Here is an 18,698-nt window from a genome sequence, read left to right on the forward strand (position 1 = left end):
AATTTTTATAGAATTTGAAAATGAAATATAATAATATATATATAATCATTGCATTGTTGTTTGTTTCTTTTACAACAGTAAAGGCTCAGGAGTTAAATCAGGATGTTAAAGTTGTAAGGGAGTATAATCCTATAATCTCTGATGCATTTAAGATTAATAAGTTGCCCGTTAGTGAAGTTGATTCAATGACTTTTAATCCTCGTTTTTCATATAACGTATTGTCAAAGGCTATGACGTCAGGATTGGCGATTGAACCAATTACAGCAGCAAAGTTAAAACCGGAAAGAAAGACTGTGTTGGACAAGTCATATATTAAGGGCGGTTTGGGTAATTATGTTACTCTATTCGGGGATTTAAACTATAATGTATTGCGATCAGAAGAGTATGCTCTTGGTTTAAATATTGGTCATGTTACTTCGGATGGGGATATAAAATTAGAAGACGATTCAAAATCTGAAGCGCCAATTCATGATACATGGGCATCTTTATATTTCAGAAGGTTTTGGGATGATTATACACTTTCGGTGGATGCTGAATTTGATCATAATATATATAATTACTATGGTTTTCATACAGTAGGGGCTGCAACGAGTTATTTGTATGATGAAAATGATCTCACAGCAAGTGCTTTAGGTGCTGATTTAATCCCGGATAGAAAGCAACGGTTGAGTTCTTTTGGATTAAATATTGGATTTGGCAATAAGGTAGTAGATTCTGACGATGTGTCATTTAAAGCGAATTTGAAGTGGGAAACCTTCAGCAATATAACAGAGGTTAGTGAAAATGTGATTGGACTGAATGCTCTTAGTCGGGTTTATTTTGATGATGTTTTTTTGGACATAGCAGGAGGTTTCGATTTTTATGGAACTTCGGTGCCCGTTTCAGGTTCTCCTTTATATTCATTTGAGGATAGAAGCATGACTATTTTGAATTTATCACCTGCCCTTGGTTTTGTATTTGAAGGAATAGATTTTAAGGTAGGATTGGATTCCTATAGTCAGCTGGGAGGTGATGGTGGTTTTAATATAGCACCTCATCTGGAAGCTAATTTAATTATAGCAGATGGTATTGTAAGTGCTTTTGGTGGTGTGTGTGGAGATTATTATACCAATAATTATCAAAAAATGCAGAGCGAGAATATGTTTATAGCTCCTGATGTTAATGTAGAGAATAGTTTTCATGGTTTGCATTTCTTTGGAGGGATCAAAGGGAATTTTAGTTCGCAAACCAGTTTTGTTGCCCGTGTGGATTATTCTGTTTTTGATGATGAGCATTTTTATGTAAACAAATCATTTGAAGATTCTGCAAACCCGGGTGTATTTAGTCAGAGCAATCTTTTTACGGCACAGTATGATGATGGAACACTGTTGTCCTTGTCTGGAGAATTGAAATATGAGCCTTCATCAAAAGCAAATGTACTGTTAAAGGGAAAGTACAATGGCTGGAGTCTGAATACTTTGGATGAGGCATGGCATAAACCTGAAGTGGAAATAGGTCTTACAGCCAATTATTCACCATTTGAGGATTTGTGGGTGAATTTGGGAGTGTATTCAATGGGGAAACGTAAGGCTCTGGATGTGAGTACTGGTGGAGTAAAAGAATTGAAGTCTGTTGTTGATATTAATCTTGGAGCTCAGTATACTATTAGTTCAAAATGGAATATTTTTGCAAGCTTAAATAATGCAATAGTTTCAAAATATTACCAATGGAATGGCTATCCAATGCAGGGTATGAATATAAGGGCAGGTGTAGGGTATTCGTTCTAGTCCTTCCATGTTTGTGAAAATATTGTTTGTGGCGTTGTAAGTTTCAGTAAGTGAGGGTTTTGTAATGTTGATAAAATCCTTGTTTGAAAGCTTTTTTGCGCCACTTTTTTTGCTATATTTGTAAGGCTTTGGACGTAGGTAAATTACTGCGATAAAAGCAATTAAAAGAGATAATATTTGCATTGAAAATCTATAATTGATGAGCGAAGAAATAAAAGAAAACAACCCAGACCAATCTAGTGGTTATTCGGCTAATAATATTACAGTATTAGAAGGATTAGAGGCGGTTCGTAAGCGACCAGCCATGTATATTGGAGATGTTGGGCAAAAAGGATTGCACCACTTGGTTTATGAGGTTGTAGATAACTCAATTGATGAGGCATTAGCAGGACATTGTGATACAATTAATGTAACCATTCATGAAGATGATTCTATTTCAGTAAAAGATAATGGTCGGGGTATTCCTGTTGACCATCATGAAAAAGAAGGTAAGTCTGCCTTGGAGGTGGTAATGACAGTGCTTCATGCGGGGGGTAAGTTTGATAAAGATACTTATAAGGTTTCTGGTGGTTTGCATGGGGTAGGAGTTTCCTGTGTAAATGCTCTTTCAACTTATTTAAGGGCTGAAGTTCATAGGGGTGGAAAGGTTTATGAACAAGAGTATTCCATTGGAATCCCTCAGGGAGATTTGAAAGAGTTGGGAACTACAGATGTTACTGGTACAATTGTTACATTCAAACCAGATGCGTCTATTTTTAATACTACAGAATATAAGTACTCTATACTTTCTAACAGATTAAGGGAGTTGGCTTTCCTGAACAAGGGAATTAATATCACTTTAAATGATGAAAGAGAGACAGATGATGAGGGAAACTTTAAGTCGGAAAATTTTTATTCAGAATCAGGATTAGTTGAGTTTGTTAAGTTTATTGATGAAACAAGAGAAAAGCTAAACGAGAATATCATTCATATTACAACAGAAAAAAATGATGTTCCGGTTGAGTTGGCAATTCAATACAATACCTCATTTAGTGAAAATGTTTATTCTTATGTAAACAACATTAATACTATTGAGGGAGGTACTCATCTTACAGGGTTTAGAAGGGGCTTGACAAGGACACTGAAGACATGGGCTGAGAAATCAGGTATGTTGTCGAAGTTGAAGTTTGATATTGCTGGTGATGATTTTCGTGAAGGATTAACGGCTGTAATTTCTGTTAAGGTAGCAGAGCCACAGTTTGAAGGACAAACGAAAACAAAATTAGGTAATTCGGAGGTTAGTTTAGCTGTAGATCAGGCTGTAAGTGCTGCTTTGGGGCATTATCTTGAAGAAAATCCAAAAGATGCCAAAATCATTGTAAATAAGGTAATTCTTGCTGCTACAGCACGACATGCGGCTCGTAAGGCCAGGGAAATGGTGCAGCGAAAAACAGTAATGTCAGGAGGTGGGCTGCCTGGTAAGTTGGCCGACTGTTCTGAAAAAGATCCATCATTGTGTGAAGTATTTCTTGTTGAGGGCGATTCTGCGGGTGGAACTGCAAAGCAAGGTCGTGACCGGAAATTTCAGGCTATTTTACCATTAAGGGGTAAGATTTTGAATGTGGAGAAAGCGCTTCATCATAAAGTTTTTGAAAGTGATGAAATCAAGAATATTTTTACAGCTTTGGGTGTTACTATTGGAACAGAGGAAGATAGTAAGGCACTGAACATTGAAAAACTTCGTTATCACAAGATTGTAATCATGACGGATGCCGATGTGGACGGGAGTCACATTACTACATTGATTATGACGTTCTTTTTCCGTTTTATGAAGGATTTAATTAAAAATGGTTATTTATATATTGCCACACCTCCATTGTATTTATGTAAAAAGGGAAAAGCGGAGGAGTATTGCTGGAATGAACAACAGCGACGTGAATTTATAGATAGTTATAGTGGTGGTAAAGAAGATTCTGTACATATTCAGCGTTACAAAGGTCTTGGAGAGATGAATGCAGAGCAGTTGTGGGAAACTACTATGAATCCGGAACAAAGAACGCTTAGACAGGTAACAATAGAGAGTGCAGCAGAAGCAGATCGGGTGTTTTCTATGTTAATGGGGGATGATGTTCCTCCGCGTAGGGAGTTTATTGAGGAAAATGCAACTTATGCTAATATTGATGCATAGGTGTAATTAAGATAATTGAATAATTAGAATCCATCTCAATTTTATTGAGGTGGATTTTTTTTGTAAAAAAAACTTCCATCCTGAATTATTCTAGAATGGAAGTTGGTATTATTCTTAAATTATTGGTTTTTTATGCTATCAGCTATAGGTGATAAATAATCTGCTATCAGCTATGGGCATAATCTGGCATCTATCTGTCGGATTTAAGTCTATCTGCCATTGCTTTTCCTAGAGCTAAGCAGGCTTCATATTTATCGGCTTTAAGGGCATGCTTTTCTTCAACGCTATCGCCAATGATTTCCCATTTTAATTCTTCGCCAACGGCAAGTAATTTTTTTACTGCAGCCCCGGCCCATGAAAATGAACCCAAAACACCAAGGTAATGTTTCTGAACTCCCATATGTACCAGTTTGGTTGTTAAGGATTCCATATTAGGATGCATTTCGTTGCAATAAGTAGGACTGGCCAGGATTAAGCCTTTGTACTTGAAAATATCTGAAATAACAAACGAAGCATGAGATTTGGATACATCATGTACCCGAATATGTTTGATGCCATTTTCTGCAAGTTCCCGGGCTACGGCTTCTGCCATCTCTTCTGTGTTTCCGTACATAGAAGCATAAGCAACAACAACTCCTTCTTCAGTATTGTATTTGCTCCATCTGTCGTACATTCCAATAACCTCCTGGATATAGTTTTTCCAGATTGGGCCATGGGTTGAAGCGATCATTTTAATGTCTAGTCCACCTAGCTTTGATAATGCTTTTTGAACCGGGGAACCATATTTTCCTACAATGTTTGAGTAGTATCTTCTCATTTCGTCGCGGTAGTACTCAAACTCAAATTCATCATCAAAAATTCCACCATCAAGAGTTCCGAATGTTCCAAAAGCATCCGCAGAGAATAGTATTTTTTCAGTTGATTCGTAAGTAACCATGGTTTCCGGCCAGTGTACCATGGGAACCAAATAGAAGTTTAAAGTGTGTTTTCCCAAACATAAGGAGTCCCCTTCTTTAACTTCTAAGGTATTGTCGGTTATCCCAAAATATCCTTCTAGCATGGGTAGGGTTTTTTTGTTGCCCACAATCTTGATGTCAGGATACATTTTTTTGATGATGTCAATGGAACCTCCATGGTCAGGTTCCATGTGGTTAACAATCAGGTAATCTATTGGTTTGTCGCCAATAATAGCCTTGATTTTTTTTAAATATTTTTCTACTTGTCCAATTTCAACAGAATCTACTAGTGCTATCTTTTCATCATTGATGATGTAAGAATTGTATGCAACTCCTCTGTCTATTGGCCACATGTTTTCAAACAAGTGCGTTCTTCGGTCGTTTACACCAACGTAGAATACATTGTCTGTTAATTTTACTGGTTTGTACATATCTATATTATTTATTTTTTCATTTAGGTAATTGAGTGCTGCAAATATAAAATAAAACCTTTAAAAACACTAATTACATTTTACGTATCAACAACCAGGTGTCGTCGTACTTTTCATACTGATTTCTAACTACGTTTACTTTATTTCTGGCATCCATTTCGTCGTTGTATGCAGCAATAGAAACCCTGTACAAACCATTTTCGTTTTCAAGAATAACAGGAATAAAACCTTCGTTGGTTAAGGTTTGTTTGTAGTTTTTTGCGTTGCTTAATACTTTAAAGGATCCGATAATTACATAATACTTAAAAGATTTATCTTCATCTTCAATAACCTTTACTTTTTCCTCCTTAACAATAATTTTCTTTTCTTCCTTTATTACAGGTTTTACTTTGGGTTCCTCTTTTACATATGGGGAATCGCTGTCGCTGAAGCTTGAACTTCCTGTGTCACTTAAAGATTTACATCCGGCTAATCCAACTAAAATAAGTAGTGATAATAATAATTTGCGCATTTTGCTTTAACTTAGAATGTTCTATTTTTATAATTAGCTCAAAAATATAATATTCTTATTAAAAAGTTTTTATTCTTTTGGCGAATTTCCTATAAAATTTGAGATTATTTGGTTGAATTAAATATATTTGATGTCTATAAATCAGAAGGCGATTAATGAATAGTAAGGTACAAAGGACAAAAAAGAAGATGACGAAAACATTAAAAAGAATGGGGCTTTTTATTGTTGTGTTAATATTGTTGGCACTGCTTTTTGGAGTAAGGTTTTATCGCTTTATATACGGCAATAATGTTGTGGTAGAAAATGTAGAATGTCCGTATTTATATATACCTAATGGAACTACTTTTTCGGAATTGAAAAAAATTATTGAAGATAATGGTTTTGTAAAAGATATAGAAAGTTTTAGCTGGGTTGCTCAAAAGAAAGAATATGTGCAACATGTGAAAGGTGGGAGGTATTTGTTAAAGCATGGTATGAGTAATAACCAGCTTGTTAACTTATTGAGGTCTGGAAGGCAGGATGCCTTAAATATTACATTTAATAATATAAGGAAACCAGAGCAATTAGCTTCTGTTGTCAGTGCAAAACTGATGGTGGATTCAGCCGAATTGGTTACGCTGTTTAAAGATGTTGAATTGGTAAAAAAATATGGTTTTACACTAGAAACTTTTCCATCTATGTTTATACCTAATACATACCAAATGTATTGGAATACAGATGCAAAAGGTTTTGTAAAACGGATGAAGAAAGAGTATGACAGGTTTTGGACCAGTGAAAGGGTTTCTAAATCAGAAAAATTAGGGATAAGCCCCGTGGAAGTAAGTATTCTTGCTTCAATTGTAGATGAGGAAACGATTATGTCTGATGAAAAGCCAATTGTTGCAGGGCTATATCTGAATAGGTTAAATAAAAGGATCAGGTTGCAGGCAGACCCAACAGTAAAGTATGCCTTAGGTGATTTTAGTATTCAAAGAGTTTTGAGTAAGGATTTGGAAATCGATTCGCCCTATAATACCTATAAGTATGCAGGTTTGCCTCCGGGACCAATTCGTTTTCCATCGGTAGAAGGGATTAATGCAGTTTTAAACAGACGGGAACATAATTATTACTATATGTGTGCAAAAGAAGATTTTTCAGGATACCATAATTTTGCCAGATCTTTGTCACAGCATAATGTAAATGCCCAAAAATACAGGAACGAATTACGGAAAAGAGGTATCAGGAGGTAGAACTTTGAGTGATGTTCTGTACCAGATATGATACAGAACAATCCCAGGATTGATGAAATTCTTAGTTAAACTTCGATACTACCCTTAAAAACATAGGTTGCTGGACCTGTGAGCCAGATGTTTTTAAAGCCCGTTTGAGAGTCGCCATCAAATGTTACTTTAAGTTTGCCGCCTTTTACATCAATATCAAACTCCTTTGTTTGTGCATTTTTTTCAAAGGTGCTTATGGCGGAGGCAACAACGCCTGTTCCGCATGAATGGGTTTCGTCTTCAACCCCTCTTTCATAGGTTCTTACTTTAATATGGTTGTGTGCAAGTTCCTCAACAAAGTTTACATTGGTTCCACCCGGCTTAAAAGCGTCGGAATATCTGATTGCAGCACCTTTAGTGACAATGTCCATATCATCAATTTGGTTTTGGTGCGTAACATAATGGGGAGATCCGGTGTTTAAAAAGAAATAATCGCTGCCTTTTTCAATCGTGTCAACATTAATCATCTTTAAACTAACGATGCCATTGCTATAGCTAGCTTCGTGCATTCCGTCAACAGCTTCAAAAATAAAATTATCAGGGGTTTTTACAGAATTCTGGTGAACAGCAAAGGCTGCAATGCATCGTCCGCCATTACCGCACATTGAGGCTTCACGGCCGTCGCTATTGTAATAGCGCATAGTAAAGTCCACATCGGGGTTGATGTTGTTTTCCAAAAGCATTAAGCCGTCTGCTCCAATTCCCATTCGCCTGTCGCATAAAAAACTGACAAGTTGAACGTTTTTACTGTCAAAATTTCCATTCCTATTATCAATGATAACAAAATCATTGCCGGTACCCTGGTATTTGTAAAAGTTAATTTGCATGTTAATTAATAAAACTAATTGATATTTAGTTTGTTTAAACAATAGGATTGAGGTTTTAGAGCCAACAAAGTTAAGGAAAATTGAGTTAAAATTAGGTTAATGATAAAAAGATAAGCCTTGAAAGGTATATTATTTGCCATTTTTGAAGTGGAAATTTAATATAAATGATAGGTTGGGCCATCAGGCTTAATCTTAAAATAAAAATATACAGCTATGAATGTAAGAAAGATTTTTTTTGTGTTTTTAGTGGCCGTAGTTGGCGCTATTGTAGGAGTATATGCTTTTGTGTTGATAGTAAAACCGCAAAATAATATTACAACGATAGAAAAGCAGGTTGTTCCGGCGGCCCGATATGCCAGTTTTGCTTCACCAACACCTGTAGGTGTTCCTGACTTTACTACAGCAGCAGAAAAGTCGGTAGAAGCGGTTGTACACGTAATGACAAAAGCTACTTCCCAGGGTAATGGGTATTCCTATGGTAACCCTTTATACGATTTCTTTTTTGGACCAAGAGGAGGAATGCCTGATCAGGGGCCTGTAATGGGATCCGGATCGGGGGTTATTATTTCTGAGGACGGATATATTGTTACCAATAATCATGTTATAGACGGGGCAGATGAGATTGAAGTTATTTTGAACGACAGGAGATCTTACTCGGCAACGTTAATAGGAACAGATCCTACAACAGACATCGCATTGTTAAAAATAGAAGAATCAGGCTTGAAGTTTTTAACCTATGGAGACTCTGATAAGATTAAGATTGGCGAGTGGGTGTTGGCAGTGGGCAATCCGTTTAATTTAACATCTACAGTGACAGCTGGAATCGTTAGTGCAAAATCAAGGAGTATTAATATTATTCGAAACAATAACCAGCCTATGGGTATTGAGTCGTTTATTCAAACAGATGCTGCAGTAAATCCTGGTAATAGCGGAGGGGCATTGGTAAATACCTTAGGTGAGTTGATCGGTATTAATACTGCAATAGCGTCAAAAACAGGTTCGTATACAGGGTATTCATTTGCGGTGCCTGTGGGTATTGTAAAAAAGGTAGTGGCTGATTTAAAAGAGTTTGGTGAAGTGCAGAGGGCTTATATTGGTGTTCAGATTCGTGGGGTTGATGCCGAATTGGCAAAGCAATTGGATTTGGATAAAGTAGAAGGCGTTTATGTAGATGCGGTTACTGTTAATGGAGGTGCAGCCGAGGCTGGAGTAGAGTCTGGTGATGTTATTTTGAGTATTGATGGAACCCAGGTTAATACTAATTCAGAGCTGATTGAACAGGTTAGTCAGCGACGTCCTGGAGATAAAGTGAATTTAATTGTAAAAAGGGATGGAAAAAGACAACAATTTACCGTAATTTTACGTAATAGTTACGGTTCAACTGAATTAGTTAAAGATAGAAAAGGGATTTCTGATCTGTTAGGTGCAGAACTTCGAGAATTAACAGATGAGGAAAAAGATAGGCTTGGTGTTAGTTATGGTATGAAAGTTGTTGAACTTAACGGTGGTAAATTAAAGCAAAGTGGCATAAGAGAAGGTTATATTGTACTGAAGGCCAATAGGATGCCCGTAAAAAGTATTGACGACCTTAAAAATGTGATAGCTGCCACTGATGGAGGATTATTTATTACCGGAGTATATCCAAATGGACAAGTTGCTTATTATGCTATTAATCTTGAAGATTAGTATTATAAAATAATTTGTCTCATTTGAAATATTTAGTTGGATTTTTTGTTTTAAAAGTATAATTTTGCGCCACATTTTGCATATCGGAATATGAGACAACTTAAAATAACAAAATCAATTACCAATCGTGAAAGTGCTTCTTTAGATAAGTATCTACAGGAGATAGGTCGCGAAGAATTGATATCAGTAGAAGAAGAAGTAGAATTAGCCCAAAGGATCAAAAAAGGTGATCAAATAGCTTTGGAGAAGCTAACGCGGGCAAATTTAAGATTCGTGGTGTCGGTTGCTAAACAGTACCAAAACCAAGGGTTGAGTCTTCCTGATTTGATTAATGAAGGTAATCTTGGATTGATTAAAGCCGCTGAAAAGTTTGACGAAACAAGAGGGTTTAAGTTTATCTCTTATGCTGTGTGGTGGATTCGTCAATCGATATTACAGGCTTTGGCTGAGCAATCCCGAATTGTTCGTTTACCACTGAATCAGGTAGGATCGTTAAATAAAATAAACAAGGCATATTCAAAATTCGAACAGGAAAATGAGCGTAAACCATCGCCTGAAGAGTTGGCAGATAAGCTTGAGTTGCCTGTTGATAAAGTGGCCGACACATTAAGGGTTTCTGGTCGTCATATTTCAGTTGATGCACCATTTGTAGAAGGTGAGGATAATAGTTTATTGGATGTTTTGGTAAATGGTGATTCTCCAAACGCAGATAAAACATTAATAAATGAGTCCTTAGCAAGAGAGATTGAAAGAGCCTTGGCTACATTGACTGAAAGAGAATCTGATATTATTAAATTGTTTTTTGGTATTCAAACGCAAGAAATGACTCTTGAAGAGATTGGAGAAAGATTTGGCCTGACTCGTGAAAGGGTTCGTCAGATTAAAGAAAAGGCAATCAGAAGATTGCGTCATACTTCGAGAAGCAAGTTATTGAAATCTTATTTGGGTTAATATCCCGATTGATAATAATTTTAGAAAAAGGCTGCCTGTTTTGGGCAGCCTTTTTTGTTGAAATTAAATGAAGGAGTTTGATTCAGTCATTTAATTTGTTATTTTTGAAGTTATTAAAAGGAATATTATGCGTTACTTTATTTCTTCAAATCTCAACAAAACAGGAAAAGGGCTCTTCGAGTGTTGGATCCATTAATTTCTACTTTCTGTTAAATTTTAGCTGTTTGTTCTAAAGCAGCTCGTGTTATTACGTATTAGTTTAAATGTATTCAAAGGTCATTTTATTATAGATTAAATGATGAATGGAATTTTTCCATATTGAGTGCATCCATGTTTTATTCGCTATTTTTATGAAGGGAACAATCTTCGATATCAAGAGGTTTGCCCTGAATGACGGTCCAGGTATCAGGACAACGGTATTTTTAAAAGGATGTCCATTAAAATGTGCCTGGTGTCATAATCCCGAAAGTATATCTTCTGTAATTGAGGAATTTATACAAGTAAGGGAGTTGGATGGTCAGCGGTTTGAGTCAACTCAAGCCATCGGGGAGTTTGTAACTTCAGAATCTTTAATTGAAGAAATTGCAAAGGATAAGGAATTTTTCAGGCAGAGTGGTGGAGGTGTTACCTTTTCTGGGGGAGAGCCCATGTTGCAGTTAGATTTTTTATCTGATATTATTACAAAATGCAAAGCAAAAAAAATGCATGTTGTAATTGATACTGCAGGATTATGCAAACAGTCGCATATTGAAAAGGTAATGAATCAGGTGGATTTGTTTTTATATGATTTGAAAATTATTGATGAAGAGAAACATAAGACCTATACAGGGGTGTCTAATGATGTAATATTAAAGAATCTTGAATTTTTATTGCAGAACAACGCCAATGTAATAATAAGGATTCCTGTTATTCCGGGTATTAATGATCAGGAGCAGGATATTGTTAAACTTGAGCAGTATTTATCAGATAAGTTAGAATATATAAAAGAAATTCACTTATTGCCGTTCCATAATTCAGCGGAGTCAAAATACCGGAGATTTAATACCGGTTATAGTTTTAAAGGAGTAAAAAGCCAGGATCCTCGGGATTTGGTAAATTTAAAAGAAAGATTTGAACGTAAGGGGTTCAATGTAAAAATTGGAGGAATGTGAAATGAATACCAGAATAAACAAACTTAGAAATCAAAGTCTGGAAGCTATCAATAAATTGTCTTCAGAGCGGGCAAAATTATTAACAGAATTTTATAAAAGTGAAGAAGCAACCCAATGTTCAATACCAGTGCAAAGAGCTTTAGCTTTTAGTTATATACTGGAGCATAAAAAGTTGTGTGTAAATGATGGTGAGTTGATTGTTGGGGAGAGAGGCCCGGAGCCTAAGGCGACCTATACTTACCCTGAAGTTTCGTTGCATTCCATGGAAGATCTTGAAATTTTGGATCAACGAAAAAAAGTCAGTTTTAAGGTTGATGAAGAGGTTAAGACGATATATCAATCCTCTATTATTCCATTTTGGGAAGGTAAAAGTAATCGTGATAAAATCATGAAGCAAATGACCCAGGAATGGAAAGAGGCTTATAAGGCAGGAGTGTTTACTGAGTTTCAGGAACAAAGGGCGCCGGGGCACACTGTGTTGGGTGATAAAATATATAATAAGGGGATTTCAGATATATTGGTGGATATAACTGAGGCAAAAAAGAAACTTGGAGCAGACGAGACAGATAAGCTAGAAGAGTTAAAGGCAATGGAGGTTGCTGCAAGGGCAATTGTTAAATATGCCTACAGAAATGCTTCTGAACTTGAAAGATTGGCGAGTAAAGAAAAAAGTGAAGACAGAAAATCAGAACTGTTGGAGATGGCACATATTTGTCGACATGTTCCGGAAAATGCTCCCACTACATTTCATGAAGCATTGCAATATTATTGGTTTGTTCACTTGGGTGTTATAACAGAAGTAAACCCTTGGGATTCATTTAACCCAGGCAGATTAGACCAACACTTGTTTCCATTCTACCAAAAGGATATTGCAAAGGGTGCCCTTACCAAAGAAAGAGCAAAGGAACTCTTAATGTCGTTCTGGGTGAAGTTTAATAACCAGCCAGCGCCTCCTAAAATGGGAGTAACAGCTAAGGAAAGCAATACATATACTGATTTTGCATTGATAAACCTGGGTGGATTAAAGGCAGATGGCACCGATGCTGTTAATGATTTGACATTCCTGATATTGGATGTTATTGAAGAGATGAGATTGCTTCAGCCAAGTTCTATGGTACAGGTTAGCAAAAAGAATCCAGATGAGTTTATTAAAAGAACCTTGCAGATAACAAAAACTGGTTTTGGACAACCATCTTATTTTAATTCTGATGCAATTGTTGAAGAATTAGTAAATCAGGGAAAAGATATTGTAGATGCCAGAAATGGAGGGGCAAGTGGATGTATTGAGTCTGGAGCTTTTGGTACAGAAGCTTATTGGTTGACAGGATATTTTAATATACCTAAGGTATTAGAAATTACGTTGCATAATGGGATTGATCCGAAAACTGGAAATCAATTGGGGATTCAAACTGGTAAAGTGGAGGATTTCGACTCTTTTGAAAAACTGATGCAGGCCTTTGAAAGACAAATGAATCACTTTTTGGACATAAAGTTAGAAGGTAACAGAAGGATTGAAAGCGTGATTATGCAGGAATTGCCGGTTCCATTTTTGAGTTTGTTCATTGATGACTGTATTGGCAATGCTCAGGATTACAATGCTGGGGGTGCCAGGTATAATACAAGCTATGTTCAGGGAGTTGGATTGGGAAGTATAACGGATGCCTTAACATCGATTAAGTATCATGTTTACGACAATAAAAACATTACGCTTAAAGAACTTGTAGAGGCAACTGATCATGATTTTGTGGGTTATGAAAAACTTAGGTATGATTTAATATATGAAACACCTAAATTTGGTAATGATGATAATTATGCAGATAGTAATGCCCTTAGGGTGTTTGAGATTTTTCATGATGCAGTAAATAATAAAGTTACACCAAGGGGAGGGACCTTTAGGATTAACCTTTTGCCAACTACTTGTCATGTTTATTTTGGGCAGGTAATGCAGGCTTCTGTAGATGGAAGGAAAGATGGGGAACCTTTGTCAGAAGGAATTTCACCAGTTCAGGGAGCAGATAAGAAGGGACCAACAGCAGTGATTAATTCCATGCTTAAAATTGATCATACACAAACCGGGGGTACTTTGTTGAATCAAAAGTTTACGCCGCAGTTTTTTAATACAGGGGAAAGTATAACAAAGCTAACCCACCTGATCAGGACCTATTTTAATCAGTTGGGACATCATATTCAGTTTAATGTAGTTGATGCAGATACTTTACGGGATGCTCAAAAACATCCAGAAAAGTATCAGGACCTGATTGTGAGGGTAGCTGGTTATAGTGATTATTTTAATGACTTGACAGTAGAGTTACAAGAAGAGATAATAAACCGTACAGCACATAATATTTTATAGTTGTGTGTTGTTGTTTTAAAACATTATTTTAAATGAGTAAGTTAAGGTTAGGCGGATTGTTTTTAATACTTGTTTTATCCATAAAGGTATATGCGATATCAGGTATTGAAAACACGCTGAAAGGATATGATCGGTTAATAGTAAAGAAGATTCAAACCCTTGATGGTTATAAGGAGTCATATTTGATAATGATGACCCAGCCATTGGACCATGATGCTCCTGGACTAGGAAGTTTTTGTCAAAGGATATGGTTAAACCATTTAAATGACAAGGCTCCCATGGTAATGGTAACGGAAGGATATTCTGCAAACCGGAACTATCAAACAGAATTGGCAAAAGAATTAAAAGCCAATCAGTTAATTGTTGAACACCGGTACTTTGAGGCTTCTACGCCTGAAAAAAAGGATTGGAAATACCTTACTGTAAAGAATGCTGCTGCTGATCATCATGAGATCATTAAGTTGTTTCAGAAATTGTACAAAGGGAAATGGCTTACTACTGGTATTAGTAAAGGAGGGCAGACAACATTATTCCATAGGGCACTGTATCCAAAGGATGTAGATGTTTCAGTTCCGTATGTTGCTCCTGTTAACCTGGAAAGGGAAGATCCGCGACTGCTGGCGTTTTTTGAAAAAGTAGGAAGTCAGGACGATCGGGCTAAAATTAAAGCTTTTCAGAAATTGGTTTTACAAAGAAAAGAAAGGCTTCTACCCTTGTTTCAGAGTTATTCAGAGAAGAATAAATTGAAATTTGCCAAAGGAATAGAGCAGGCTTATGAACTTGGTGTGATGGAGTACCCATTTGCATTTTGGCAATGGGGATATACGGCAGATAAGATCCCGGGGAGTGATGCGAGTGATGAAGAAGTGTTAAATCACTTTATCAAAGGCTCTAGTATTGATTATTTTTCTATCGATATGATGAAGCAGTTTGAGTCGTTTTTTTATCAGGCGTATAAAGAATTAGGGTATTATAATTATGTGCCGGGGGACTTACAGCCGTTAATGGATGTAGTGAAATCTGATACTATTTCTAGTTGTATGTTCGCACCAGGGGGTGATACTTTGTCCTTCAATAAAGCTACAATGCAGATGGTTGTTTCAAAGTTGAATAAGTATAATCCCAAAATGGTTTTGATATGTGGGGAGTATGATCCGTGGGGAGCTACCTCATTGGATGTTGCAAATATGTCTAAATCATTAAAGGTGGTTAAGCCCAAGGGCTCGCATAAGGCTCGGATAAATAATCTTTCTGAAGCAAAGAAAGAAGAGGTTTGGGCTTTGTTGAAAAAATGGATGAAGGTTAGGGAATAGAAAAATAAATCTTCATTTTGAAATAAAAGAAAAGGGGGTGTCATGTATTTGATACCCCCTTTAACACAAAAAATGCTGTACTTAAAACCTCAGGTTAATTCCAGCCAAATATAGTCCTCCAATTTTATCCATAAATACATATTCTTGAGAATCGTTGTCCAGGATATTCCTTCCGTTAACAAATACGTCAATATTATCGTTGATCTTGTAATTAATCTTGGCGTTTAGTAAAAATTTACTGTCCATATTTCCTGAATACTCCAGCTCTGGTTTAATGTTATAAGCAATTAATGCAGCTCTCCTTGGATCATTTTCATATTGTGAATACATATAATAATTGTCATAATAATAACCCTGAGCTGTGATCGAAAGCTTTTCGATAGGCTTGTAAGTCAGTGATAAGCTACCCCAGAAAGAAGGCATGGCTTCGTTGTCAACATCATTTAAAACTTCAATCTGTTTTAGTATACCATTGCTTGCAAGGTATTGTTCCAATAGCGGGTTTTCACCAGGTTGTAAATCCGAGCTGTAAGTCTTAGGCTTGCCACTTAGTATTGTTGGAGCATCATTAGCAAGGTTGGCCGTAACAATACTTGTTAATTCACCGCCTTGCAGGGTTGCTATATTGTCCCTTCCTGCATCAGTGAAATTATCTAATTTGGTTTGTTGCCAGTTAACATGTGCTTTTAATTGCAACTTTTTTGATATGACCATGTCTGCAGAGATGCTTATGCCAAATTGCTTACTTTCAACATCTAAAGAGCGGTGCGATGTGTGTAGTGTTTGTTCCCCAATTGGAGAGGGTGATGTTGGTTCGCTAAAATCGATGTCGGTTACTTCATAGGATAGCTCATCCGGCATTAAAGCACTAAAGTCTTTTGCTCTGTTGTAAAAGGCTTCAATGTCTAACAGTATCCTTTTAGATGGGCGCGTCCTAAAACCAAGTTCTATCATGTTCATTACCATCATGTTCGGGTCGTTGTTATCTCCAAAGTGTACATAGCTTGGCCCTTTTAATCCATCTCTGTTCCAGGTGTAGTTGCTATAGGCATTGATCATAAAAGTACTTTGGTTGGCTCTTGAATATACTGCCCTAAAAAGGTTGTTTTCGTTTATTTTATACGAGCCGATAAACTGGTATGAAGGCATCCATTTATCAGGAACATTGTATTTCTCGGCACGCAAAGCAGCCACTAACCTTAATTTTTCAATAGGTGTGAAATCAAAACGTCCGCTGGCGGCAAAGTTTCTTAAAGCAACACGGGCGTTAAAGAATCCATCTCCAAGTTTTTCAATGTTGTCTCTGTCGTCGTAGTATACCGATTGGTAACTTATTCCGGGACGGAAGCTTAGTTTGTTCCATTTTAATAAATAATCAAGGTTTACATTATATTGCTCGGTGCTTTGTTGCCAACCTGAGCGCCCCCTGCAAAAATCCTGTTCTACATTGTTCAGTGAAGCCTGAAGGTTAAAGCCAAATAGGTTACTCACAAAGTTGATGTGGTATCCTTCTGAACTTCGGATGTTGTGTAAGCTTGGGTTGTCGCCTAATGTGGAAGTCATGGCTTGCGACTCAAGGTATCCTGTGCTAACATTAAAGGTCAGGTTGTCCTTTTCTTTATAGGCAATATAGGCATTTACTCCTTTTTTTTCTTTGGCAATATCTGCCTCGTCTATCATTTCATAGTAGCTGTCGTTACTCCATTTGCCAAAAGGGTTGTTGTCGTTCTGGTCTACAAATTCTGAAATGGAAAGAAACTCGTCTGCATATATGGCATAAATTTCCTCTGATTCCCTGTTTCGTGTTTCAAATGATCCGGAAATGCCCATTGCTAATTTGTCGTTTATTTGTTTTTTTACATTAACATCTCCAATAAAGGTTGATAATGAACCACCTTGTATGTTTGTTGAGATTACCGGAGTATCTTCATTGATGTTTTTAGAGATAAGATTGATCACTCCATTTACTGCATTGGGGCCATACAGAGCACTTGAAGGCCCTCGTACCACTTCAATGCGGTCAAGTTCCCCCAGGCTGATGGGCAGTGTTTCCCATAAGATCCCCCCCATGCCATAGTTAAATACCGGACGACCATCAACCATCACAAGAGTTGTGGTGTTTTCGGCATAAATAAGCATATTGTTCATGGGCATGTTTTGTCCGCCTCTGATTTGAACATCATATACGCCATTAGTTTTTTCCCTAACAATAACTCCCGGAACCATGCGCAAGGCTTCTTCGATAGAGGTTGCTCCGGAGGTAATTATTTCGTTGCTGCTTAACACGGTTGTTGAAAGGGGGGAGTCAAAAAGGCTCTCTTCTGATTTTGAGGCTGAAGTCACATCCTTGTTTAATAGGAGTTCGTACAATTCTTCAATGCTTGAAGCACCCACAATATCCATAATTTTCATAACCTCTTCCAGATCGTAATTAGCAAGGTCTTCAATGCTCATTTCTAATACATCGCTACGGGTAAGCGTGCTAATGTCTTTTTTTATGTTTTGAGCGTTTATAGTTGCTGCAAATATCAGCAATATAAATAGATGTAATATTTTTTTAGTCATTTTGTTGTGCAGGTTTATTTAATTTCAATTCCAAGTGAGACTAACTTTTGATCAACTTTTAAATTTTGGTTTGAAATCCGTTCTTTGCTAATCTCATATTTTAATTTACCATTTTGTAGTGTGTAATTAATACATGATCCTTTAGCACAATAGCCATCTTTATCCGTAATAATCAGAGTTGGTTTTGTTTCGTAAAAACTAAGAACCTGATCAAGGTTACCACTTTTGTTTTCCGGAATAAATACAATTTGTGCATCAGCTGCTTCATTGGGATGCTTTATGGTTTTAATAACAATGGATTTGTTATTAATTTTTTTTGAGCTTGACAATTTCTTTAGTTCGGTATTAATGTCATCTGTTCCAATAATAGCAATAGTAAAATTGTCAGAGTTATTGATATTTGGCCATTCGATATATTTGGCAAAATTGAACATGAACAAAGCTTTGAACATGGATTGCTGGCCTTGGCTGGATATTGATATGAGTACCATTATCAGTAGCGCAATTCTCTTTTTCATTCTTAAATAATTAATAGGTTATAGTTTTATTTGAGTCGGTATTGCCATAAAAAGCATTTTTAAGGGTAGACTGTTTGTGACAATTAATTAGAGGTGAACTGTAGCAATAGATACAAGAAGGTGTCAAAAAAATACAGGTAACTATAAATAAAAAGCTCTGATTTTGCAAAGTACGCAAATGTGAATTATTTAAAATTCATTTAATTGCGCACTTTGCGAGTAAAGTATTTTTATTGGACACTCA

At 36.5% G+C, this 18,698-nt stretch carries 13 protein-coding genes; 8 read left to right on the forward strand and 5 right to left on the reverse strand.

The annotated features are described in order from the left end of the window. The first annotated feature begins 20 nt into the window (after positions 1-20). Both OM074_RS18405 and gyrB read left to right on the forward strand, forming a co-directional pair. Complete coding sequence (locus tag OM074_RS18405; protein ID WP_301202041.1) at positions 21-1,766, forward strand: TonB-dependent receptor; 1,746 nt, start codon at positions 21-23, stop codon at positions 1,764-1,766. Between the two features lie 199 nt (positions 1,767-1,965). Continuing rightward, entirely contained in the window at positions 1,966-3,933 is a 1,968-nt protein-coding gene (gene gyrB / locus OM074_RS18410) for a DNA topoisomerase (ATP-hydrolyzing) subunit B (protein ID WP_301202042.1), read from the forward strand. A gap of 190 nt (positions 3,934-4,123) precedes the next feature. Here the strand turns inward: gyrB and OM074_RS18415 are convergent, their stop codons facing one another. Together OM074_RS18415 and OM074_RS18420 are read right to left on the reverse strand one after the other, a co-directional pair. Continuing rightward, positions 4,124-5,320 (reverse strand): FprA family A-type flavoprotein, encoded by a 1,197-nt coding sequence (locus OM074_RS18415; protein WP_301202043.1) that lies wholly within the window; start codon positions 5,318-5,320, stop codon positions 4,124-4,126. A 73-nt stretch (positions 5,321-5,393) separates the two neighbouring features. Continuing rightward, positions 5,394-5,831, reverse strand: a complete 438-nt coding sequence (locus OM074_RS18420; RefSeq protein WP_301202044.1) for an SPOR domain-containing protein — start codon at positions 5,829-5,831, stop codon at positions 5,394-5,396. Positions 5,832-6,019: 188 nt separating this feature from the next. On the opposite strand from OM074_RS18420, the gene mltG reads away from it, so the two are divergent. Continuing rightward, positions 6,020-7,060 (forward strand): endolytic transglycosylase MltG, encoded by a 1,041-nt coding sequence (mltG, locus tag OM074_RS18425; protein ID WP_301202045.1) that lies wholly within the window; start codon positions 6,020-6,022, stop codon positions 7,058-7,060. Between the two features lie 65 nt (positions 7,061-7,125). On the opposite strand, the gene dapF is transcribed toward mltG, so the two are convergent. Further along, positions 7,126-7,917: a diaminopimelate epimerase gene (gene dapF / locus OM074_RS18430; protein ID WP_301202046.1), complete on the reverse strand. Its 792-nt coding sequence runs from the start codon at positions 7,915-7,917 to the stop codon at positions 7,126-7,128. Positions 7,918-8,130: 213 nt separating this feature from the next. Between dapF and OM074_RS18435 the strand changes: the two genes are divergently transcribed. From OM074_RS18435 to OM074_RS18455, 5 genes are all read left to right on the forward strand, one after another. Further along, positions 8,131-9,603 carry a Do family serine endopeptidase gene (locus OM074_RS18435; protein ID WP_301202048.1) on the forward strand — a complete coding sequence of 491 codons (1,473 nt, stop codon included), beginning with the start codon at positions 8,131-8,133 and terminating at the stop codon, positions 9,601-9,603. A gap of 90 nt (positions 9,604-9,693) precedes the next feature. Then, entirely contained in the window at positions 9,694-10,554 is an 861-nt protein-coding gene (locus OM074_RS18440; protein WP_066631178.1) for a sigma-70 family RNA polymerase sigma factor, read from the forward strand. Between the two features lie 350 nt (positions 10,555-10,904). Then, positions 10,905-11,705, forward strand: coding sequence for a glycyl-radical enzyme activating protein (locus OM074_RS18445; protein WP_301202050.1), 801 nt, complete (start codon positions 10,905-10,907; stop codon positions 11,703-11,705). A gap of 1 nt (position 11,706) precedes the next feature. After that, entirely contained in the window at positions 11,707-14,058 is a 2,352-nt protein-coding gene (gene hypD / locus OM074_RS18450; protein ID WP_301202051.1) for a trans-4-hydroxy-L-proline dehydratase, read from the forward strand. Positions 14,059-14,090: 32 nt separating this feature from the next. Beyond that, entirely contained in the window at positions 14,091-15,371 is a 1,281-nt protein-coding gene (locus OM074_RS18455) for a S28 family serine protease (protein WP_301202052.1), read from the forward strand. Between the two features lie 81 nt (positions 15,372-15,452). Here OM074_RS18455 and OM074_RS18460 read toward each other — a convergent pair whose 3' ends face one another. Next, the gene (locus tag OM074_RS18460; protein ID WP_301202053.1) at positions 15,453-17,936 is read right to left on the reverse strand and encodes a TonB-dependent receptor plug domain-containing protein; all 2,484 of its coding nucleotides are present in this window, start codon (positions 17,934-17,936) and stop codon (positions 15,453-15,455) included. 14 nt (positions 17,937-17,950) lie between these two features. Continuing rightward, entirely contained in the window at positions 17,951-18,454 is a 504-nt protein-coding gene (locus OM074_RS18465; protein WP_301202054.1) for a YfiR family protein, read from the reverse strand. Positions 18,455-18,698: the final 244 nt, after the last annotated feature.

The sequence above is a fragment of the Plebeiibacterium marinum genome (assembly GCF_026013615.1).
Classification (GTDB): domain Bacteria; phylum Bacteroidota; class Bacteroidia; order Bacteroidales; family Marinilabiliaceae; genus Saccharicrinis; species Saccharicrinis marinus_A.